Source organism: Nocardioides mangrovicus (assembly GCF_003674065.1).
GTDB lineage: Bacteria > Actinomycetota > Actinomycetes > Propionibacteriales > Nocardioidaceae > Marmoricola > Marmoricola mangrovicus.
The window spans coordinates 262852-285365 of the sequence record NZ_RDBE01000007.1 but is presented as its reverse complement, the minus strand read 5'-3'; the positions used below and the strand labels follow the sequence as shown (position 1 = coordinate 285365).

Sequence of the window (22514 nt, the reverse complement as noted above, 5' to 3'; positions counted from 1 at the left end):
GAGATCCACTGTGGCTGTGGTACTGGTCATCGGCTCGCCTTCCGGAAGGTCCACTGGCGTGAGCGGCGTGGGGCCGGCCCCCGCGGGTCGAGCACCGCGCGGACCGACTCGCCCAGCACCAGGAAGGCGCTGGTCATCACCACCAGCGCGAGGATCGGTCCGACCACGCCCCACGGCGAGCCGGCGATGTTGGTGAAGCCGTCGTTGAGCATGACCCCCCAGTCGGGGGTGGGTGCCTGCACGCCCAGCCCGAGGAAGGCGAGGCCGGCGGCGTCGACCACGGCGCCGGGCACGTCCATGGCCACCACCGTGAGCAGCGTCGGCACGACGTTGGGCACGAGGTGGCGCAGGAGCACCCGGGTGCGGGAGGCACCCAGCGCACGCTCGGTCCTGGCGTAGCCCACCTCACGCTCGGCGAGCGTCTGGGCTCGGACGAGCCGCCCGTAGTAGGGCACAAGCGCGGTGGCGATCACAAGGATGACGCTGGCCACCGAGGGTCCGAGGAGGGTCAGCAGCGCGAGGCCCAGGATGACCGAAGGGAAGGAGACCAAGGCGTCGAAGACCACCACCAGCACCCGGTCGAGCCAGCCACCGAGGTAGCCCCCGAGCAGGCCGAGCACCCCGCCGACGACGAAGGCCCCGACCACCGAGGGCACGGCGATGACGAGGGCGACCCGGGTGCCGTACAGGGTCCGGGTGAGGTTGTCGCGACCCAGCGAGTCGGTGCCGAGCCAGTGGCGAATAGAGGGTCCCTGCAGTCGGGCGAAGACGTCGATGTGCGTGGGGTCGTAGGGGGTCAGCACGGGCGCCAACAGCGCCGCCGCAACAAGGAGGAGGACGACCACGACGGCGGCCGCCGCACTGGGACGGCCCATCACCTGCCGCAGCAGGTCTCGCCAGCGGCGCTCCGGCGCGGCGATGGCGGCTGCCGGCACGCCGCCGACGGCGCTGGGTTGGACGACGGCCATCAGACGAACACCCCCGACCCGTCCTCCAGCCGCAGCCGGGGATCGAGCACCCGGTACGCGAGGTCGGCGAGCAGGCCGCCGATCACGAAGGCGGCCGCGTAGACGAGGATGATCGCCCTGACCACCGGCCAGTCGCGGGTCGCCACCGCGGAGATTGCCAGGCTGCCGATCCCCGGCCGGTTGAAGATGACCTCGACGTACACCGTCCCGGCCAGCACGTAGCCCAGCAGCAGCCCGGTGAGCGCGGTCACCGGCATCAGCGCGTTCTTCAGGGCGACTCGCAGGGTGACTACGCGGGGCGGCAGACCGTAGGCGCGCGCCGTGCGCACGTAGGGCTGCGACAGCACCTCGAGCATGCTGGCGCGGACCAAACGTGCCAGGTAGGCCCACCAGAACACGGCCAACGCGATCGCCGGCAGCACGAGGTGCTGCAGGTAGTCGCCGGGTTGCGACAGGTCCCCGGCACCCAGTGCGGGCAGGACGTGGTTGTCGACGGCGAACCAGAGCAGGAGCAGCAGCGCCACCACGTAGGGGGGCATGCTCAGCAGCACCACGGAGACGGCGCGAATCACTGCGTCGACCATCCCGCCGGGTCGGTTGGCCGCCACGATCCCCGCCGGAATTCCGACCACCAGCGCGAGCACGACACTGGCGAGGGTGAGCACTGCCGTGTCGACCAGCGAGGCACCCAGCTCCGAGGTCACGGGCTGCCCCGTCAGGTAGTCGTCGCCCAGGTCACCGCGCACGGCGTGGCTCAGGAAGTCCCAGGCCTGGTGCGGCACGGACCGGTCCAACCCCAGGTTCGCGCGCACCTGGGCGATCAGGTCCGGGGTGGCGTGGTTGCCCAGGATGGCGCGGGCGGGATCCCCGGGCACGAGCTGCACGAGGATCACCAGCAAGACCGTGACCAGAACGAGGACCAGGAGGGCGAGCGCCAGCCGCTTGATGATGTAGGTCAGCATCAGCGTGTCCGGTAGAAGCCGTGGAGCTGGGCGTTCCCGTTGCCGTCGAACGCGGCGTGGACACCAGCGCGGCTCAGCGCGAAGTTGACCGCCTCGGATGCGAACACCGTCGTGCATGATGCGTCCATGCGCGACTGCATCTGCTCGGCGATGGTTTGCCGCCGGATCGGATCGGTGGTGGTCCCGAGCTGCTGCAGCATCGAGGAGTAGGTCTTGTCGCACCACGCGGCGTAGTTCCACACTCCAATCTGGTCGCAGGCGAACCACTCGAGCTGGTAATAGGGGTCTGGCGCTCCGGCGAAGTTGGCCCACAGCAGCGCTCCGCGTCCGGGGTCGGTGACGAAGCTGTCCGGAGCGGTCTGTACGACCTCGACGTCGATGCCGACGTCCTTCAGGTTGGACTGGATCACCTGCATGACCGCAGTGGGATCGCCAGAGGTGAAGGCGATGTTGGGCGTAGCGATGGTGAGACTCAGGCTCTCCGCCCGCGCCTCGCGCAGCAGGGCACGAGCCGCTGCGAGGTCGCGGCGACGGGTGGGGGCGGCAGCCCAGAAGCCGGTTTCGAGCTGCGGCGGGACCGGGGCCTGCAGCCGCGACGAGGCCAGCACCCGGTTTGCCAGGTTGATCTCGTCGACATCCAGCGCCGTGCGGATCGCCCGGCGCACCCGTGCGTCCTCCAGCCCCCGGTGCCTGACGTCCATCGCGAGGAAGAAGTAGTTGAGTGGCTGCTGGGCGCGGTAGGCGGTGTAGGACCGGTCGCCGGCGAGCAGGCCGACGTCGAGGGCACCCAGGGTGTCGGTGAAGTCGACCTCGCCGCTCTCGATGGGAACGGTGAGGGCCTGGCCCGTCGAGCGTCCGTTGCTGGGACTGAGGAGCAGCTCGATCTCGTCGAAGGCGTTGCGCGCGCCGAGCATCCGGTTGTGGCCGTGGTAGCCCGCGAACCGTCGCAGGGTCATGTGTGAGTTGGCCTCGTAGCTCACCACCTCATACGGCCCGGTGCCGATCGGATGCAGACCCGCCTGCGCTCCGTGCTCAGCGATCGCCTTCTCGGAGGTGATCCACCCACTCGTAGCGAAGGGCATCGTGATCGTCTCGAACGGCACGAACGGCTCGGCGAAGTGGATCTCACCGGTGTACCTGCCTGTCGTGGTCACGCCCTGTAGACCGGCGAAGTCGGAGCCGTAGTAGGACACGCTGGCCTTCGGGGCGCCCGGGTACAGGGGTATCAGCCCGGCGGCACGCTCGAAGGAGTACTTCACGTCGGCGGCGGTCAGCTCGCCGAAGCCGCCGTGGAACTGCACTCCCTCGCGCACCTGGAAGCGGTAGGTCAGCTGGTCGGCGCTCTTGACCACGGCGGTGGCCAGCTGTGGCAGCGGCCGCCATTGGGTGCGACCGATGGGGTACGACGTGAGCCCCTCAAAGATCGAGCTGAGCGGCATCTGCGGGTAGTCGAACAGGTTGGTCGTGGGGTCGTAGTTCCCGCCGTCACCCAGTGGTCCCACCCGTAGCAGACCGCCCTGTCGAGAGGAGGCCGGCGGCGAGGAGGTCGTCGAGGCAAAGCGAGCCTCGGCGGCCGGACTGCCGCAGGCGGCGAGACCCGGTGCGGCCATCGAGCCGGCTCCGAGGGCTAACGCTGATCGGAGCACCTGGCGCCTGTCCAAAGGGCGTGCGATCAACGGTGACCTCGCAGCGTTCGCAATGCGATGCGGCCGACGTTGCGCCTGCTCATGGAGACCTCCACGGATCGACGGAGCAAGCGTCGTTGCTTGTTGGTCGCTTACCCAATAACATCTCGACGCATGGCGTCAAGAGGTGCTGGACCCCGAGTTCGCAAGGCTCCTCAAGAGCGCCGCGCGGAGATCGTGGAGGCCGCAGCCAAGGTCGCGCTCATTGAGGGACTGGAGTGCATCACGCTGCGTCGCGTGGCGGATCTGCTCGACGTCAGACCAGGTCTCGTCGGTCACTACTTCCCTGTCGCCGAAGACCTCGTGGCCGAGACCTTCGGCACGGTCGCCGAGGCCGAGCTGTTGACCCTCATACCGCCAGACGACACCAGTTCGGCCTTGGAGCGGATGGCCCGATTCCTGACGCGTGCTCTGTCACCGGAGTTCCACGACGTGAACCGGCTATGGCTCAACGCGCGACACCTGGCTCGATACCGACCCACCCTGCGTGATCGGGTCATCCTTCAAGGCGATCACTGGCGCGACACAGTGGCTCAGCTCATCGATGACGGAGTGGGCAGCAACGAGTTTGGGGCCTGCGACTCGCAGATGGTGTCGCTCAAGATCTTGGCCGTCATCGACGGCCTCAGTGCCGACCTCAACGCCGACCCACGCTTTCCGGCCAGCGTCATGCGGATGGCGGTGGACGTGGCGGAGCAAGAACTCGGCCTACATGCCGGCGACCTCGGAGCGCCGCCGACGTCGTGAGGCCGGCCCTCTAGGTTCTTGGCCACTCGAAGTCGCAGTTCAAGCGGAACTAGTTGTCCCCTTTTTCGTCCGTGGCGATTATGACTCAGCTAAGGCCGATGCCGAGGTCCGCTATCGGGGATTAAGACACGCGTTTGATTAACGCTTTGCGCCTGCACACCCATGTGTGTGTCAGGAAGACGACACCGCCGAGAGCGAACCAAGGATTCCAGATTGCGAGGCTCCACCGCGTCTCAAGCGGTCCTACCTGCTCCCGGACCCCGCCGAGATCCGCAAGGAGTACGCCCTCCAACAGAACCCCGCGCAGGAGCAGCCCGGCACCAAGGAGTCCAGCCAGCGTCTGGAGCAGGAGTAGCCGGCGGGCTCCGAGGCAATCTCGAGCTACGGCAACCGCTAGAACACCACCACAGACGAGAAGCACCGCGACTCCATAGAGTCCCGCGACGACGAACACGACGGGCCGCGTCGTTGCCAGCTCTTGGCCGGCCGAAGAAGACAAACCCACGGACCCACCGACTGCCCAATAGAGGTGCAGGCAGGCGAACACAAGGCACCATCCGACCGCGCACGACGTCGACCAGCGCAAGGTACCCACTACTCGACTATTCCCGCGATAACCCACCGCACTCCCCTGCTCCACTCGAACGTGTAGAGCCATCAAATCGAGTCATTGGGAAGGGCCGGCGATAGACGGTCGGTGTGGCCATGGCGGGTCGGGAACAGCGCGGTGGCGTGTTCTGCCTGTTGCGCCACCGGGTGGCGCCTGCAGCGCGCGGGTGGGTCCGTAGCGGTCGAGGCCATCGAGGGCGACCGTGCGGGCCCGACCAGGGCCGAGGTCGGCGCGGTCGCGGTTGAAGACGTCGACCCATTGCTGTCGCGCGTCGTCGAGGGTGTCGGCGACCAGGTGGGCGGTGTTGTGGCGGCGGGCGCGGGTCATGGCGACGTAGGCCGACGCCGCGCCGCTCTGGTCGCTGAGCGCGAAGTGTGCGCTGTTGACGGTGGTTCCTTGGGCTCCGTAAACGGTAGTAGCGTAGGCCAGCTCGACATGCTTGGTGACGTAGTCGGGTGGGAGAACTGCGCGGCGTCGGCCGGACTCGACGGTCAGGCCGCCGTTGGGGCTGGTGGCGGTGATGGTCCAGGTGTCGCGATTGGCGACACCGAGGTCAGGGGCGTTGCGTCGGGTCGCCACACGGTCACCCACCGTCAGCCGCTCACCAGTGCCAGTCATCGCGCCGGGCAGGCCAGGGTCGACGGTATGGATGCGACCGGCGGCTGCGCGCACCAAGGCGTTGAGCTCGGCGACCTGCTCACGCCCGTCAGCGACCAGCAGAACGTTCGCGCTGGAACCGATATCAGCGAGGGCTTGGCGTCGCTCGGCCTCACTGGCGTGGATGACAATGTCGCCGCGTTCGAGGAGCCGGGCGAAGACCTCACCTGAACGTTCCCCCGTGCGCATCAACAACGTGAGAGCGGCGTAGTCGGGATCGGCGAAGCGGTGAACGGTGTCGAGGGTGAGGACTGTGCGGGGTTCGGCCCACCGGGCGGCCAGGTCGAGCACTCCCCCACGCCCCACCGCGGGCAGCTGATGACGGTCCCCTACCAACGCGATCGAGCAATGGGCGTCGTCGGCGACGGTGAGCAGCGCGTGGGCGGTGTCTTGGTCGAGCATCCCGGCCTCATCGACCACCAGCACGTCGTCCCACCTAAGTCGCGCGCCGGGCGCGGGCTCGGCATCGTGGTGGCGGGTCCAGTGGCCGTCGGTGTCCCAGCGGTATCCGTGCTGGTGGATCAGCCAGGCTGCGGAGAACGCCTCGCAACCCACCTCCGCGTCCGCAACCTGGGCGGCCTTCAGCGTCGGGGTCACCACCACCAGCCGACCATGCTGACCCAGACGACCCGATCGCTGATGGTGGCGTTGTTGGTCGAGATGGGTGCGGACGGCGGCGAGCATGGCCGTCTTGCCCGCACCAGCTGCGCCCTCGAGGACCACGAGCCGGTCGGTGCCGGCGATCACGGCCGCCGCCGCTCGCTGCGCCGGATCCAGGGCAGCCGCCTCGGGGATGGTGTCGAGGTCGGCGCAGATCGCATTCGCGCGGGTGCGAGCCGAGAGCCGTGCCTCGATGTCCGTCTCGACCGCCAGCACCCGCGGCGAGGTCAGAGACCGGATGTGCTCGGGAACATCATCACGATCCAACAACCGAACGCAGTGTTGGAGCGTGCGGGCGGTGAGGTCCTCGGCTAGCTCACGCCGCACCACCCCGTCGACGACGACACCGGATCGGGCGATGAGCTGCTCGACCTCACCGCGCACGTCGGCGGCGTTCCACGCCGAGCGCCGAGCCCCCAACCGGCTGATCGCACGATCGACCAACTCGTCCCGATCGAGCGCACCCACCGGCGACGACGCAACCCCGACCACAACGTTCCCGGAGCGTTCCGGGACAGCAAACCCGAGCTCGGTCAGCTCCTCAACCCACCGCTGCGCCAGTTCGGAGCCGTCGCGGGGAACGACCTTGTCCGGGCGGGCGTCAGCCCACGCCCGGGCGTCCCACGTCCGCCGTAATCGCCCACCGGGTTCCTCACCAGGGTGGTCGGTGCGCCACTCGGCTTCGTAGCGGTCGACGTTGCGGCCGATCTGCGCCGTGCGGGCGCTGAACGCCCCGACGTAACGGGCCAGCTCAGCAATCTCTCCGGACTCGGTGTCGACGGTGTAGCCGTGGGCGGCCACGACGGCCCGGAACTGTGGGTCGGCCATGACCGCGGCGTGGCCGATGCCGTTGATGGCCTCGAGGCTGTCGCGGACCCCGACGGTGTGGATTCCGCGCCAGCCACCAGCAGCCCAGACGCGGGCGTTGATCTGCAGATGCAGATGCCGGTGCGGGTCACCAGCACGTGAGGTGTGATGCCGCACCACGACCGCTTCCAGCTGCTCCACCGGCACCTGCACCTGACGTCCCCGCGGACCCACCCGGGTCGTCGCGTGCTCTGTCACCCAGCCGATCAGCTCGGTCGCGGCACGCTGCTGGGCGGCGTCGTAGGCGGCCGCGATCTCGGGGTGCACCGCCGCCGCCAGCGACCACGTCTTCGGACCGTTAATCACGACCTCGACGAAACGAACCCCCTGCCCATCAGCCCGCAGCCGACCCTTCGCGACACCGAGCTCGTCAGCGTCGACGTCGTAGCCGGCCACCCACCGCTCATAGGCATCCCCGTCCATCGACGGGCGCCGCACAACCGACCTACCCCCACCCACCGACGAAGGTTCCCCCTCCCCCACCAGCACCTTCACACCCGCGCCAGCGCCGCCAGCGGTGGCGACGTAACGCTCCGCCAGCCCGGTGCCCTCAGCCAGGTAGTAGTCATCCGCACGCGAGCGATCCGCCTCCACATACGAGCGCGCCGCAGCCGCCGACCCCCGGTACACCTTCATCCCACCATGCATTTCCGCGACCACCTATAAATAACCGTCAATGACCCATAGAATGCAGAAAGACCGCCCGAAGGCGGCCTTTTATCTACAGACCTTTGTAGCATACGTGCCGATCCTTCTCGCGCGTCTTTTGCCTGGCGGAAGGCAGCGCTTCGCTCGAAGGTTGCTGGCCTCGATCAGCCCGCGGACATCGGCACGGCGTGAGTGGGGTAATCGGACACGCGTGCGGACGAGGCGCAGGAGTCGATTCTCGACGGTGAGCGCGGACCGGTAGGTCTCGCCGTGGAAGCAGGACCCGTTGTCGAACACGACCGCGATCGGCGCGGGAACGATGGCGAGGCGCTCATCGTTTGGCGACGACGTGGAGCTGGGATGCCAGCTGGCGGTACGGGTCTCGTGTGCCAGCCTGTTGCTCGACGGCGAGCAAGGCGTCAAGCACCACCGCGTCAGGTAATGGCTCTCGGGCCGGGCGTGGATCGGTGAACACCCGCACGCCGTACCACCGTTCGACTCCCATCCCGTGGTGCTCGATAGCGGTGACGACTTCGTCGAGGTGCTGTGCTGCTGCACGGACCCCGAGCTCGTTGACGTAATTCCCCGACTCAAAAGCGGCGAGAGCCGCCGCCCACTGGCCACGCATGCCGGGCCGAAAGGCCAGGGCTCCTGCATTGCGAAATGTAATCGACAACCGGCCACCCGGAGCGACCTGCTTGGCGAGAAGTCCGACCGCTTGGAGCGGGTCGTCAAGATACATCAGGACTCCGTGGGCGCAGACGAGATCGAAGGTGCGGTCTCCGATCACTTGGCCCAAATCCTCGAGGCGGCCCTGGTGGATCTCGACGTCAACACCCTTGATGGCGGCATCCGATGAGAGTCGTTCGAGCAACTCGCGTGAGGGATCTACGCCCACGACCCCGCAGTCGCGCTGCGCCAGCCTAATCGCCTGGGTGCCTTGCCCGCATCCGATGTCGAGCACATTCGCGCTCCGCGCCACGTGTTCCTCAAGTTGGCGGGCAATCAACTCCTGGCGAACGTAGTTCCGCAGGTCTCCCAGCCGTTCGATCCACGCCTCTTCACCCTCCTGGAATCGGTTCATCGGGCCATCCTCGGTGCAGCCAGCACTCGGGCGCGATAGGCATGGCCCGGCGATCCGAGCCACCCTCATCTGGGTGAGCCCACCTAAGCGTTCAAACTCGGCCTAACACGCGAGAGCATCACCGACCGGCATAAGCTCCCGTACCACTGATGTAGCAGACGAGCCGTGTTTGACCGTGGACTACTACTTACGGCGACTTTGAGTTCCCGCAGTTCAGAGGGCCCAGGAGTCCACTTTCGCGCTCACTGCTAAACCCCGCGACTACTTCATGGTCTACAGATTCATACGTCACCACCGCAACGTGGTTGCGTGAGGCGACGCGCACGTGCGCAAAAGCCCCCTCGTCAGCACCACCTGTGGTGTCAGACTCTGTCGATGAAAGCACTGCAAGTTATCCCCAACCTGCACACCGACGACGCTGCACGGGCCGGAGAATTCTTCGCGTTCCTCGGGCTAGCTCAGCGAGAAATGAATCAAGGATGGGTTGCGCGGTTTGTCTGCGAAGATTCAGGCGCTTGCGTGCAGGTGGTGACGCGAGATGAGACGGCACCCGAAGACTCCGTGATGACCATAAAAGTCGATGATGTCGATGCTGCCTACGACGAGGCACGCCGCCGCGGCTATGAGATCGTGCACCCGATCACCGACGAGCCGTGGGGCATTCGTCGCTTTTTCGTACGCAGTCCTGACGGACACGTGATCAACGTTGCCCGGCACCGCTCGTGACTCGCTACTTGCGTATCATTGGTTGCAGGCAAGCGTCGCGAAGACGCCGTCGTCGGTGAACTCACCGACCATCTTCCAGCCACGGGCCTTGGCGTAGCTGCGCGTTGAAGCGAGTGTCGTGCCACCGAGACCGATTGCGCGGTCGAGATTGAGATGCGGGCGGAGGCGACAGCGCGACGGACCATCCCGCAGCGGCTGGGCGGCTGTGCGTCGTGATGGCGGGGCTTGTGGACGCGGCGCTTTTCTTGGCCGCCGCTGGCGTTGCGCTTGAGTCCGATGACGTGCGTGAGTTCGTCGGGATTATGGCGTGCGCAGCCGTGCGGTGGGAGTGCGGTCGACCCCCACCGCACGACGAGGGTGCTAGGCCCCGTATCCGTAGCGGGGGCTGCCGCAGGCGGCCGAGCGGTGGCGTGAGACGCGCACCTTCGCGGTGGCCGTGCGGTTGGTCTGTCTGCCGGTGATGCGCAGCACGCGGTGGCCGCGGTAGGTACAGGCGGGGATCTTGACCTTCACGCTGACCTCGCCCGAGCTGGTGGCTGTGCCGGTGGCCACGAGGTGCTTGCCCAGGGTGATCCGGTACTGCTCGCCGGCGGCCAGTCCAGCAGCCTTGACGCGCAGCTTGTGGTGAGCGCGGTGGTGTGCGGAGATGCCGAACACCTTGGCCGGCAGCTGGGTCGGCTGGGTGACGGGCGTCGTTGGTGTCGTCGCAGCGGCCTGAGAGTGGCTGACCGCAAGCCCCCGAGCGCCGTTCGTCCCAGTGGCAACGATGCGGTTCGCTGATCCGTCGGCGGGGACCTCGACGACATCGCTGTTCTGTTCCTCGACGACGTAGAGGTTGCCGGCAGCGTCGACCCCCACGCTGTGGGGGTCGTTGAAGCTGCCCACCGTGGTCGCGACTCCGTTGACGACGTGATAAACGGGGCCATTAAAGTAGTCGCTGGCGTACAGGCTCCCGTCGGGAGCCAGTGCCACACCGGTGGTGAAACCGAGGTTGGTGGCGACCGTCGACGCCGCACCACCGGCGACCGGCACCGAGATGATCGAAGCGCCCGAGGTGGTCGCCGCGTACACGACCCCCGCGGTCGAGTCGACGGCCACGCCGGCAATCGACTGCCCGGTGATCAGCGTGGTCTGAGCCGAGCCGTCGGCTGGCACCTTGATCAAGGAACTCGCGGAGTAGTCGGCGACGTAGAGGTTGCCCGCGGTGTCGACCGCGATGCCATTGACGCCGCTGAATCCCGACGCCACGGTGGTGGCTGCTCCGCCACCGACGGGGAACTTCAAGACATCCGTCGGCTCGGCGTAGTAGAGGTTGCCGGCAGCGTCGGTAGCGACACCCCCGTACGAGCTTGAGAGGCCGGTGGCGACCTGCGTCGTCGTGCCGTCCGCTGCCGACACGGTGCTCAGCGAGTTGCCGCTTCCGAGCACCAGGTTGGCATCGCCATACGGTGCGGCAGCGTCGGCGGGCACGATGGCCGATCCCGCGGCCAGAACCAGGGCCGCGCCGAACGAAGCGACCCCGGCTCGGTAGACGATCGTCTTCACAGTTCCTCAATGTCTCTAAGAGTGGATTAAGGGGAAGTAAGACAGAGAAACGCCCACACCGGTCCAAAACGCAGCAAGTTGACCACTAGGGGCTAGCAGACGGGCAGTTCAGACCATCCGCGCGCCGGGGCTGACGCCACAGTTCGAGAGCCGCGATACCGCCACCTCAAGATGCTCACGTCGCCGCCGCGTAGGAGGTGACACACCTACCCCTGCTCGAGTGGCGGCGAAAGGCGGAGCGTCGCCCTGCTACGGCTTCTCTTCGAGATCGTCCTGGGGTCGAACGCCGCGTCGTCGTCGGCGGACGCGGAAGCAGTCGCGTCGACTGTCATCTCGAGCGCGCGCAGCTCGCGGTCGACGTCGATGAGCCGCCGGCTGAGTCCCACCAGGTCGCGAGGGTGAACGCCATCCTCGATCACGCAGGCAATCCGCACACGTATGGTCTCGATCAGGGCCCTGGCTGCGCTTTTGGTCAGCCGACCGGGCGCGCTAGCCCGGGGCGGTCTCCCAGGATTCGGGGCGCAATCGCGACTCGGCTCAAGTCCGGCGTCTGTTGCGATCAGACCTGCAGTGCGAAGTGAAGATCGGCGATGCGTCAGCCGCGCTCGCGTCTTCCGAGCCGGAGGTCGGCCGTCCCTGCGCAGGTGCGCTGACTACTTCACGTCCAGGCTGAGATGTCGATGCTCACGTGCTGCTCGTCCTCGGGATCGACGAGCACAGGGATGGTGGAGCCGATGACCGCCAGCTCGGCGCGACGCTGCGCCGAGCGGAACCCCATACGAGTCTGCGCGGTGTAGGTCGAACCGTCGGCTCTTCGCAGCTGCAAGGTGAGGTCGGTCAGCGATGCGGTCGGTCCCGGAAGGGCATAGGCGGGTGCGGGCACGTCGGTCACGCCCATGAGCGTCGAGTGAGCCGCTCGTCCGACTGCTGGTGAGACCGCACCCGCGACGTCGCCGAGGTGTATCTCCACGTTCTGCGCCTCGTCGCCATGGCCGTCGCCGTGTCCGTCCAGCGCGTTCTCGACCGCCGCGCTGAGCCATGGAGGTAGGTCGTGGAGGCTATTGACCACCGTCACCGCAGGTTCAGGGTAGCCGGGCGTCGTGGGTGACGTCGTGGGTGATGTCGTCGGTGTCTCGCCGGCCATGCGTTGTGCTTGGTTGCGAGCGGCTTGTCGAGCCTGGGCTTGAAAGTCCACGGGACGCACCTCCTTCCACAACACCACCGACACGCTCGGATCGGCTCGGTCGACCAGGACCGGGAGGACCCGGTTGCTATAGCCGAGACCATGGTGATCCATGTGCTCGGTCGCAGTGGGCGGCACACCGTCGGCGACCACCACACCGGTCAGCATGTCCGCGAAGTTCGAGTCCGCCTGGTGCCGGGGATGGTAGGACCCGCTGACACGGAACTCCCCACGCACGGGGTCGGCCATCTTGCGCTTCCTACGCCAGTCGCGGATACCCACGTTGGCATCATCTCCACTCTGCGCCCTCGGCACCACCACGGGCACGGTCGCGACGCGTCGAGGCAAACCGCACCACGGTGAAGACCTGGCCCAACCCCCGAACCCCGACCCCCGACTTCCGGCCCCGACCCCGCTCGGCGCCTCGACGTCGGCTCCGTGAGACGGGTACTCGCCGAGGCGGTTGCACCAGGAGCAGGATCCACCTGTGGGCGTCGCGTTCTTCCTGACCTCGTTCGTCATCGTCGCGACGCCCGGCACCGGAGCCGTTCTAACCATCGCAGCCGGGCTGCGCGGTGGCCGCCGACTGTCGGTCATCACAGCCTTCGGCTGCACGCTCGGCATCGTGCCGCACCTGGCGGCCGCGATGACCGGCACGGCAGCGATGCTGCGCGCCGGTGGTCTGGCCTTCGACGTGTTGAAGGCCGCTGGGCTGCTGTACCTGCTCTACATGGCCTGGTCGACCTGGCACGACAACGGCGCACTGGACCTCGAGGCGACCGACCCGGCTCCCGCCTGGCGCACCATCGGCAACGCCGTCCTGGCCAACCTGCTCAACCCCAAGCTGACCTTGTTCTTCTTCGCGTTCCTACCGCAATTCGTGGATCGAGCCCACGGATCGCCGACCACCCAGATGCTGGCCATGAGCGCTGCGTTCATGGCCATGACCTTCGTCGTCTTCACCGCCTACGGCCTGTTCGCCAGCGCCATGCGCACCCACGTCATCGGTCAACCCGGTCTGCTGCGCCGGATCCGACGCACCTTCGCGCTCGGCTACCTCGCTCTTGGCGCAAAGCTCGCCACCACACACCACTAGCCGCGCAGCTCCACCGTCTCTGCGCACGCTGGCTCGGACCGTTCACCAGGCCATTGGAAGCGCCCCACCGACCACCCCGCATTCCTACCGCACCCTCCCGCCCGGAGACGACAGGTCGTTCGGCAGCTCGCCACATCCCGTTCCAGCAGCGGTCCTCCCACCTCGGTCGCCAGATGCTCTCGAGGGCCAACCTGTGTCGTCTATCGGTACCACGCCAGAGCGCCGTCGGTGGACTCGTAGATCACCCAGCGCCAGGCGTCTCCGTCACTGATACATGCGCAGATGGCTACCGCAGACCGAGCATCCAGACGACCCCTCAACTGCAGCTCGCGCATCCCAATAGCAACCGCACCTCGACCAAGCAAAGCTTCGATCGGGGCGACAAGCGGGTCTTCGGGGGGTCCGGGGTCCATCCTGCCCTCATGCATTCGGGCATCCCAACGTTTGACCTCAGGCCCTGCCGGGCCGGTGCGGCGCTCCCTTGGCGCCACGGCCAGCACCCGCAACCGCAGGTGTATTGCTGGGCGATCATTACCCGCCTAGCACTCGGCCCGCGGGACCGACTCTATGCGTATCCCGAACCGAAATGCCCTCTTAATTGCAGCGCTCTACTACAGCTAGCCGAGGGCAGCACACGACCCAGAACTAACGCCGAGCCGACCTGACGCTGCGTGCGACGGGCTGTCGGCTCCATCGTCTCGCGCGGGATACAGCCCAAAAAATCCACGCCACTGTCGCTGATTGGCACAACGCTGCCGGAACGATTGTCATCAAACACCACAACCAACTTCCCGGGTAGCCGTCAAGGACCGGAACGACTGAGAACAAGACAGCGGGGACGGCGCTCCACACCGACGACCACGGGAAGTTTGCCGCCCACACCAGCAGACCTAACCACCCCCCAAACCCCCGAGACCGCATGAACCGACAGCAGATAGTTCAGCGTCGTCCAGCCCGCGATCCAGAACCACGCCAGGACGCGTCCCCTCACCAGTGGTCGACCAGGAGGTGTATCCGGTTCTTGCCTCCAACCGTCTACCACTGCGGAATGGGCCAATCGTCAAAATCCGGAGGTTCCTGTACTGGTCTCGCCAGCAACCACCACCCCTCGACATCGGTGACGAGAGTGTCGACGCGACCGCACCACCGCAGCGCGACCGGCGTGTTAGGTCCTTCGCGGCCGAACGACCACATCCGATAGGGCTGCCAGCCTGCGCCACCGGATTCACCTACCTTCGGCCAGCGAACGTCATCTTGATACCCCACAAGCGCCCAACTTCCCGAGCGGCATTCGTAGACCTCTGCACAGATCTCACGAAAGTCGCTGTTGAGGTCATCAAGCTTCAGCGCGTACTACTCGCAAAAGACAACCGCCCGCACCGTCTTCGAAGCGGGGATTCTCCGACTCCCACCAGTCCGGCGCAAAGCTCACGCCCGCACGCTACGTCGACAGAACACCTGCCATGACTACGACGGCCCGGGCAGTGGTGGTCTCGCACGGCGTTTGCGGTCTTGATCGGACCCGCCATCGGCGCCGCGAACTTCGCTCGACATTGCGACACGGATCGGCCTCTCAACTTTGAGCCGCTGCCCCCCGGGGGGGTGAAGACGCGGACAATCGACGCCGCGAGCGTGGGCGGGGCCGAGCCTCTGACGCGAACGCCCGTCCGTCGGGGGTCGGGCTTGTTTAGACGTAACCCGTACAGATGCAACGGGAGTGTCTTGAGTCCGATCGTCCGCTGTGCTGCGAGAGGTCCGGCTCCGTTGCTGACAGGAGCCGTTGGAGTCCAAGGCTCGATTCCGGGGGTGGGGGTATGGGCCAATAAGCAACCCGGTTCCCTGGCGAGCCACGGCTGGCCTGCCGGGGACCCACCCAGGTGGTTCGACTGCGCGCCGACCCCTGGCACCCTGATGAGCGATTCTCATGCTCTTGTGAGCCGATAACCGAACCTGCTGGCAGGTCGGCTGAGGCACTCTGTTGAGACCAACAGACTTGACTCGGTCTAGCCCGGGTCGGGGTGAGGGACACAGAATGTTGCCGCCCCCCGTTAGATTCTTGCCACCACGCTGTCCTCGTCTCCCAAGCCGACGCGTCTCGAATCGGTTTGCCACTTCTCAAGCAGATCGAATCTCTTACCACGCGTCGCATGCCCGGCGACGCGTTTCGCCACCAGCGTCCTGTTGTGGATGCCCCACCTGCTGGAGTGCTTTCCGGTGACCTACCTGGCCGACCTGTCCCGCTACCGCGCCCCAGCTTCAGACGTGTCCCGAGCTGATGTGGAGCCAACCCTGGAAGACGCCCACCGAGCCGACTGGCCGGGCCGAGATCTGGGACTCACCCGCCGCGAAGCTGACGTGTTACGGCTGATTGCGCACGCGTTGAGCAACATTGAGATCGCCAATCGGCTCCACATTGCCGTCAACACCGTGAAGACCGCGATCCGTAACGGCTACGCCAAGCTAGGCCTACACACGCGCAGCGAAGCCATTGTCTGGGCGATCGAGAACGGATTCCGCCCCGACCTTCACGAACCCCAGCGGCCACCCAGGCGCCATGCCCGCTTCGAGGGAATGCAGCCGTGACCAGCGATGCGCGCCACGACGTGTCAGTGCCACGATGCACTGAGCGCGTCGAGGTCCATGTGTGGATTCACCGCTCTGACGGACGACGCTCCAGTGCCACCATGCGCCATCTCGGCGACGACATCGACCTGGAGGTTCACAACCCCAGCGTCCTCGACGGCCTCACGGAGGACGACACGTGGCGATCACGCGCTGCCGCGTTAGCCGCAAAGGGTCAGCGGGTTCGCATCACCCACGACGGTCTGCACTTCTTCACTCTTGGTGCCCCCGATCGCCGTGGGTCCACCGCGTCCTTCATCCGCTCTGGGTCCTGGCCGACCCTGCAGTAGCACCGAGCTAAGCCCGCCGCTCCAGAACGCTTCTCTCGTTCGCGTCCCGGCGCGGACTCCACATCAGAACTACCAAGGCTTTGGCGTCTAGGCGTACTGCTGGGCCAAGACGCCACCGTCCCCCTTCGAGCACTTGCCTCGACTCTGGTCACCTGCCCAGCCACGGCGACGCTGAGGTACTCACCGACCGGTGGTGTCGCAGCGGCGGCGCAGAGATGTTCGATCACGTGTCTTCACGCTGAGTACGTGCTCGGCCGGCAGCGTGTGCTGCCGATCGAGCACGTACTCAGCCATTCAATGGATCGAACGCTTGTCGGCTCCGTCAGACTGGCGAGATGAGCGACAATCAGCCGCCCTGCCGCGTGTGCGGGTCCGAGGTCCGGGTGCGCCACATCGCCGGTGCCCCGGTCCAACACCAGGACCGCGCCGTCCACGATCGCCGGATCTGCACCAACCAACGCTGCGAGACCAACACCGGTGGTGGGTCCGACGTCGGCCCGCTCGACATCTAGCGGTTCACACACTGCTCTAGCGCGTGGAGCGATCTGTGACGATCTTGCCGCAGTCGAGACATTCCGAATCTGTCTCGTCGGCTACGGTCACGATGCGGTGCTCGGTCAGCCGCCAACGAGCGCGGCACCGTCGCTGCGTATAGGTCGTGGTCACCGATTGCACCTCGCAAAAGCAGCGGTGAGATCCGGAAGCCTGCTTACGATCCAAGTTGAGCCACCGCGGTCTTGACAAGCGGAGCCCCCACCAAGCGGCTGGGGCCTCGCTCCTCTCAGCCATCCACACGGTGGATACCCGAGTCACCGCCGTTTGCCCTCGCAGGCACAGTCACTCCACCCACATGTCCACGACTAGTTGCTGTCAAGCAATTCGACCAGGCCGAGTCGCTCCATCGAACACCACATCTCTGTCCTGATGTCGCACGACAGCCGCGCGAGAGACGCCGTCCCAGCGAACCTGCGCACCACACCGGGTTACCGCAAGTGGTCCACACCGCCGGCTAACGCCGCAGAAACCTTATTCATCAAGCCATCCCAGTCGCCGAGACTGCGGCCTGCGTCCACCAACTACCGCACTCACGTCGTCACCGCCACAGACACCGCGGGGCAGTCTCATCGCCCACCATAGACACCATCCTCTGATTGCGAAATGAGGAGGCTTGTCACACATCGAGGGGGTTGCTCCGTAGGTATGGTGTCGGCTTGTGGCTCCATTGGGAGGGAATGCCATGTTTGCGACACCCTGTGGCTGAACGCTGGCGAGATGAAGCCCTGATGGGCGAGCTGCGATCGGCGATTCTCGTGCTGGATCAGTTCTTGACCAGCACGGCCTTGAACTCGGTCGGTGGTTCAACATCGTGGGCTGAGTCCAGCAGGGCTTCGGCCGCTGCCGCCTACGACCTGCTGATCGGGATCCCCGAGTTTCAAGAGTTCGAGGCGTCGCTTGTGCGTACCCGCTTGCAACGCCTGCAGGCAAACGCGGCTCGGGATGGAGACCAGCGATTGCTGCGTGTCGTCGAGCAGCTCACCGGACGGGACTAGTCAGCGACTAACGGTCAGGTCGCGAACATTTCCACCATCACCTTTCCCAGTTGCGCTGATACGTGAGGTAGGAGACGACGCCACCCGGCCCGCTGATCAGCCCGTCCAATCTGGACAGCCCGACTGCGTGCGCAGCAGTGCCCGTCCCCAAGACAAGACGCAGTGGGCGCCCTGGCGAGAGGCTGCTACGCACTCGGCCATGACGCGGGCCGGTACGGCGTCGACGACTTCGGCCAGGGTGGTGGTCGAGACGAAGTCAGCCTGCGGGCTGTGGTCGTATGTTGAGAGCTCCTGTCCGGTGGCTCGGTCGAAGACGTAGACATCGGTGCTGCGCGTCAACTGCTGGTCGTAGCTGACCTTTATTGCCGGGCGCCCGTCGATGTCGACGTCGTCGGTGCTGGCGTGGTCAAGGGTCGCAAGGGCGTCGTAAGCCGCGGCCAGTGTCCGGGCTGGCAGGGTGTGCGAGGCGGCCAGCTCGACCAGCGCGCTGTACATCGCCTCGGCGTGGGAGCTGGAGCCGCGCACCAAGGAGTTGAGGTAGGCGAGCGAACCGTCGGCGGTGTCTGGCAGCGCGGCGACGGTGGGTTGTGCGGCGGTGAGGCGGGTCAGCAGATCGGTCATTGGTGGCTCCCTAGAGCGGTGAGGGGGCGGTCGAGGCGGGAGAGTTGTTCGAGAGGGCGGCGGACCCGGTGCAGCCGCACGCCGACATGCTGCGGCTGACACCGAGCATCCGTGCGGCCTGGTCAGGGGTGAGTCCCTCCCAGGCCACCTGCAGCAGCACGTCGCGAGACGACTCCGACAACGTTGCGAGGTCGCGAAGGCCAAGCGTCTTGCTCGGTGGCGATGTCCTCGGCGGACGCCCCTGCACGGGCATGCCATTCATCGCCTACGGCAGCGCGCCGATACTCCTCACGGGTGCTGTTACGGCGCCGCCCATTTGGGCCAGCCGCCGCACGGCGGCGATGAGCCAGGCCCGGGCGTCACCCTCCCGGAGGGGCACCGCGTCTAGTCGGCGCAGCGCGACGACGAAGGCGTCAGCCACCAAGTCTTCGGCGGTGGCCGCTTGAGTCAGCTACAGCGAGACTGGGGCGGCTACTGCGCACATACTGTGCACAACTTTTTCATTTCTGCCCGTTGACCACCGTCGCTCGATTCCGCGTTTCCGCAGGTCAGAGCGTTGTGGTGGTCATGGGTGTTGGTGGTTGTTGAGGCGGGCACCGTTCCCGGCCTACAGGCCAGCCCGTCCGCACTGACCGGCTCTGAGCTGCGAAAACGCGTTCCATTCACCGCTGCGGCACGCATCCTGCGCCATGTGCTGATGCAAAGCCCCTTCCGCGTCGAGGGGGTCACTCCCCTAGACGTTGTGCACCTCATCGCCGACGCCCTCCCTCTCGCGATCAATAGCGCGCACCCGATCGCCGCCATGACGTGGCCCACCCCAAAGGCTGCTGTCCGCGAATCCGTCAACCTCGCTGCCCGAGCGATGGAACTATGACAAAAGCGACTCGTCCTGGGTCGTCGGTTCGCGTGCAGTCGCGAGCCGCGACGTACCCACGCGGAGGCCTCCCGGTGCCGAGCAAGCCCGACATCGCAGCGGTGGTGGACTCGCGATCGGTCCACACCGTGTTCCAGCCGGTCGTCGATCTCGACGATGGCGCGGTGGTCGCGTACGAGGCCTTGAGCCGAGGACCTGCCGGGCCGCTCGAGCGTCCTGACGTCCTCTTCGCGGCTGCCGCCGAGCATGGGCTGCTCGCGAGCTTGGACCAGCTCTGCCGCAGCACGGCCGTGCGCCAGGCCGCATCGATGGACTGGCCGGAGGGGGTCGCTCTCTTCGTCAACGTGGAACCGGCCGTTCTCGAGGCAGAGCCACTGGATGAGCTGATCGCGCTGGCCCGTTTCGCGCCGCGGGAGCTGCGCGTCGTCCTGGAGATCACTGAACGCGCGATCAGTGCTCGGCCGGCCGAGCTGCTCGCATCCGTGCGCAGGCTGCGGCAGGCGGGCTGGCGAATCGCGCTGGACGATGTCGGTGCCGACGACATGTCGCTGGCGTTCATGCCCTTGCTGCAGCCCGACATCATCAAGCTGGACCTCAGCCTGGTGCAGCGGCGGCCCGGTCCGGCCATCGCGAGGATCATGAACGCCGTGAACGCCTACGCCCAGCGCACGGGTGCGATCATCCTGGCCGAGGGGATCGAGAACGAGGAGCACCTGCACATCGCTCGTGCCCTGGGGGCTCGCCTGGGCCAGGGCTGGCTGTTCGGGCGACCCGCGGCCGATCTTCACCCCGGTCTGCCCGCCGCTCCCATCACGTGGGGTTCGCGACCGAACACCGCCCCCGCAGAGTCGCCCTTCGCATGTCTGCCCGATGGCACGCAGCTGCGTCGGTCGACCAAACCGCTCCTGGTCGAGATCAGCAAGCACCTCGAGCAGGAGGCACTGCAGCGGGGGTCGACGTGCGTCGTCGTCGCTACGTTCCAGCACGCCCGGCAGTTCACCCCTTCTACCGCTCAGCGCTACAGCGCTCTCGCGGAGAGGCTCGGGTTCGTCGCCGCGATCGGCCAAGACCTCCCCCACGAACCCGCGCCGGGCGTGCGCGGTGCTGACATGCGAGCCGACGACGCGCTGGCCGAGGAATGGGATGTGGTCGTGCTCGCGCCACACTTCGCCGCGGCTCTCCTGGCTCGCGACCTCGGCGACAGCGGCGACGAATCGGAGCGACGATTCGAGTTCGCGTTGAGCTATGACCGCGAGATCGTCTCTTCGGCCGCGGAGGCGCTCCTCTCGCGCGTGTCGCCGGTCGAGCCTCGCTCGGAGCACGACAGCCTCTCGTCCTCCCCACGTCTCGACCACCCCGGAGGCGGCGTCCGTGATCGTCGCGGTGAGGGGTCTGACCCGACGAACGATGTCGACGCAGCCGACCCAGAGCGGGAGGCAGCGCCCACACGTCGTACCGATGACCCGCTCATCGCTCTTCCACAGCTTCGCCGGGCTCTCGAGGCCACGACCAACGGGGTGTCCATCGTCGACATGACCCGCCCGGACCACCCCCTCGTCTACGTGAACTCAGCATTCGAACGCCTGTCGGGCCGGCGGGCCGATCAGGTACTCGGTACGAACTGCAGGTTCATGCAAGGCCCTGCCACCGATCGAGCGGCCGTCAGACGCATCAGCGAGGCCGTCGCCCAGGGTCGCCAGTACGAGGAGACGATCCTGAACTATCGAGCGGGATCGGATGAGCCCTGGTGGAACGAGATCCATTTCGCGCCCATCCGAGACGACAGCGGTCGGGTCTGCCAATACATCGGCATCCAGAACGACGTCACCGCGAAGGTGGAGGCCGAGCTCGCACTGCAGGCGGAGCGGCTGCGCGCCGACGCCTACTCGGCCGAGCTCGAGAAGCTGGCGTTCACTGACTCGATGACCGGGTTGCTGAACCGGCGTCGCGCTTTCGCCGTCCTGGAGGAGATGCTCGAGCGAGCGCAGGACTCGCATGGCAGCGTCGCCCTGCTCTACCTCGACGTCGACGACTTCAAGCAGGTGAACGATCAGCACGGTCACACCGCCGGCGACACCGTGCTGGCACTGGTAGGCGACGAGCTCTCGTCGATCGTCGGCGCCACCGCCGCACGCATCGGTGGCGACGAGTTCCTCCTGGTGCTCGACGACCTCGAGAGCAGCTCTGCGATCGCCCGAGCCACACATCTGGCCGACCAGCTCGACATCGACCTGCGCAACGCTCTTCGCAGGTTCGACGTCTCGGTCAGCATCGGCATCAGCACCTCACCCCACGACGGCGACCGGTGCGATGCCCTCCTCCACGCCGCCGACCGACGGATGTACCAGCACAAGGCGGACTCGAAGTTCAAGCAGGCGGTCGACAAGCTGGGGTGACCCGCTCACCCCCTGTCGCTCAACGGTCGAGCCGACTCTCCGCCACGGCGGTGACCGGGGTTCTGGGCGGAGGCGACGGGCGGCTGGCGCGACCGCTCCCGCGCCGCACCACGGGTGGACAGAGCTACTCGATCGGCTGCCGCGGCAGGCTCGGGCGGACGTCCCCGCCCAGCGGTCGCACCTCTCGGGTCGGCGGTGTGACTCGCAGACCCAGATCCGCTCTGGTGTGCGCGGCGCCCGCCATGCTCGGTCTGCTGGTCGCTCCCGTGCTCACAACCGGCGAGCCCGGCGCCCGGGTACCGGGCGTCGGGTCGTTCGGCTGGGCCACCGGACTGGCGTTGGTGCTCGCCCAGGCTGCGGCGTTGGCCCGGCTGCGGTCTCGTCGGCTCCCCGCACTGATTGCCGTGGCTGAGCCGGTGGGTGCGCTGGCGGGGTTGGCCGACGCCGTGGGGGTGACCTCGCTCGCGGTGATGGTCGCGGTGTACCGGGTCGTTGTGGACGACACCGTGGGTCGGGTGCGGACCTCGATCGCGTGTGCAGGAGCTGGCGTCGCGGTCGGGAAGGTCGTCGTGGCGACTCACGAGGGCACCGGTCTCGGGCAGACGCTCGGTTCTCGCTGGTCTGGCCGAGCGTGTTCCCCGCCCTCGACGACGAGCACCAGACGTCACTGGTCCTCCTCGTCGCCGCCACCGCCGCAGTCGGCGTCCTCATCGTGGCCACCAG

General features: G+C 66.9%; 17 protein-coding genes. 7 read left to right on the top strand and 10 right to left on the bottom strand.

Annotated elements, in window-relative coordinates:
- Positions 1–26: 26 nt before the first annotated feature.
- From D9V37_RS10875 to D9V37_RS10865, 3 genes are read right to left on the bottom strand one after another with little or no spacing between them, the layout of a single operon-like run.
- Positions 27–968, bottom strand: a complete 942-nt coding sequence (locus D9V37_RS10875; RefSeq protein ID WP_121806174.1) for an ABC transporter permease — start codon at positions 966–968, stop codon at positions 27–29.
- The gene (locus tag D9V37_RS10870) at positions 968–1930 is read right to left on the bottom strand and encodes an ABC transporter permease (RefSeq protein ID WP_121806173.1); all 963 of its coding nucleotides are present in this window, start codon (positions 1928–1930) and stop codon (positions 968–970) included. Before D9V37_RS10870 ends, D9V37_RS10875 begins: the two co-directional genes overlap by 1 nt.
- Positions 1930–3540, bottom strand: a complete 1611-nt coding sequence (locus D9V37_RS10865; RefSeq protein ID WP_121806172.1) for an ABC transporter substrate-binding protein — start codon at positions 3538–3540, stop codon at positions 1930–1932. The genes D9V37_RS10870 and D9V37_RS10865 overlap by 1 nt, the downstream gene beginning before the upstream one ends.
- A gap of 252 nt (positions 3541–3792) precedes the next feature.
- Here D9V37_RS10865 and D9V37_RS10860 point away from each other — a divergent pair, with 252 nt between their 5' ends.
- On the top strand, positions 3793–4362 hold the full coding sequence (locus D9V37_RS10860) for a TetR/AcrR family transcriptional regulator (protein WP_198412492.1): 570 nt from the start codon (positions 3793–3795) through the stop codon (positions 4360–4362).
- A gap of 121 nt (positions 4363–4483) precedes the next feature.
- Here D9V37_RS10860 and D9V37_RS21000 read toward each other — a convergent pair whose 3' ends face one another.
- The 3 genes from D9V37_RS21000 to D9V37_RS10845 form a co-directional block, all read right to left on the bottom strand.
- Complete coding sequence (locus D9V37_RS21000) at positions 4484–5020, bottom strand: DUF3995 domain-containing protein (protein ID WP_121806170.1); 537 nt, start codon at positions 5018–5020, stop codon at positions 4484–4486.
- Positions 5021–5029: 9 nt separating this feature from the next.
- A complete protein-coding gene (gene mobF / locus D9V37_RS10850) occupies positions 5030–7792 on the bottom strand; it encodes a MobF family relaxase (protein WP_232524858.1) in 2763 nt (920 codons plus the stop codon).
- A 343-nt stretch (positions 7793–8135) separates the two neighbouring features.
- Positions 8136–8888: a methyltransferase domain-containing protein gene (locus tag D9V37_RS10845; RefSeq protein WP_158604440.1), complete on the bottom strand. Its 753-nt coding sequence runs from the start codon at positions 8886–8888 to the stop codon at positions 8136–8138.
- 375 nt (positions 8889–9263) lie between these two features.
- On the opposite strand from D9V37_RS10845, the gene D9V37_RS10840 reads away from it, so the two are divergent.
- The gene (locus D9V37_RS10840; RefSeq protein WP_121806168.1) at positions 9264–9614 is read left to right on the top strand and encodes a VOC family protein; all 351 of its coding nucleotides are present in this window, start codon (positions 9264–9266) and stop codon (positions 9612–9614) included.
- Between the two features lie 360 nt (positions 9615–9974).
- Here D9V37_RS10840 and D9V37_RS10835 read toward each other — a convergent pair whose 3' ends face one another.
- The 3 genes from D9V37_RS10835 to D9V37_RS10825 all read right to left on the bottom strand — a co-directional run bounded on the left by D9V37_RS10835 (position 9975) and on the right by D9V37_RS10825 (position 12591).
- The gene (locus tag D9V37_RS10835; RefSeq protein ID WP_121806167.1) at positions 9975–11159 is read right to left on the bottom strand and encodes an NHL repeat-containing protein; all 1185 of its coding nucleotides are present in this window, start codon (positions 11157–11159) and stop codon (positions 9975–9977) included.
- Between the two features lie 206 nt (positions 11160–11365).
- Entirely contained in the window at positions 11366–11578 is a 213-nt protein-coding gene (locus D9V37_RS10830) for a hypothetical protein (RefSeq protein ID WP_147455925.1), read from the bottom strand.
- Between the two features lie 239 nt (positions 11579–11817).
- Positions 11818–12591, bottom strand: a complete 774-nt coding sequence (locus D9V37_RS10825) for a hypothetical protein (RefSeq protein ID WP_147455924.1) — start codon at positions 12589–12591, stop codon at positions 11818–11820.
- Positions 12592–12829: 238 nt separating this feature from the next.
- On the opposite strand from D9V37_RS10825, the gene D9V37_RS10820 reads away from it, so the two are divergent.
- The 4 genes from D9V37_RS10820 to D9V37_RS10805 all read left to right on the top strand — a co-directional run bounded on the left by D9V37_RS10820 (position 12830) and on the right by D9V37_RS10805 (position 17900).
- Entirely contained in the window at positions 12830–13438 is a 609-nt protein-coding gene (locus tag D9V37_RS10820) for a LysE family translocator (RefSeq protein ID WP_121806164.1), read from the top strand.
- A gap of 2187 nt (positions 13439–15625) precedes the next feature.
- The gene (locus D9V37_RS10815) at positions 15626–16021 is read left to right on the top strand and encodes a response regulator transcription factor (RefSeq protein WP_121806163.1); all 396 of its coding nucleotides are present in this window, start codon (positions 15626–15628) and stop codon (positions 16019–16021) included.
- Positions 16022–16685: 664 nt separating this feature from the next.
- Positions 16686–16862 (top strand): hypothetical protein, encoded by a 177-nt coding sequence (locus D9V37_RS20240; RefSeq protein ID WP_158604439.1) that lies wholly within the window; start codon positions 16686–16688, stop codon positions 16860–16862.
- Between the two features lie 771 nt (positions 16863–17633).
- Entirely contained in the window at positions 17634–17900 is a 267-nt protein-coding gene (locus D9V37_RS10805; RefSeq protein WP_121806161.1) for a hypothetical protein, read from the top strand.
- A gap of 96 nt (positions 17901–17996) precedes the next feature.
- Here D9V37_RS10805 and D9V37_RS10800 read toward each other — a convergent pair whose 3' ends face one another.
- Positions 17997–18521 carry a hypothetical protein gene (locus D9V37_RS10800; RefSeq protein ID WP_121806160.1) on the bottom strand — a complete coding sequence of 175 codons (525 nt, stop codon included), beginning with the start codon at positions 18519–18521 and terminating at the stop codon, positions 17997–17999.
- A gap of 948 nt (positions 18522–19469) precedes the next feature.
- Between D9V37_RS10800 and D9V37_RS10780 the strand changes: the two genes are divergently transcribed.
- Entirely contained in the window at positions 19470–21791 is a 2322-nt protein-coding gene (locus tag D9V37_RS10780; protein WP_198412491.1) for an EAL domain-containing protein, read from the top strand.
- Positions 21792–22514: the final 723 nt, after the last annotated feature.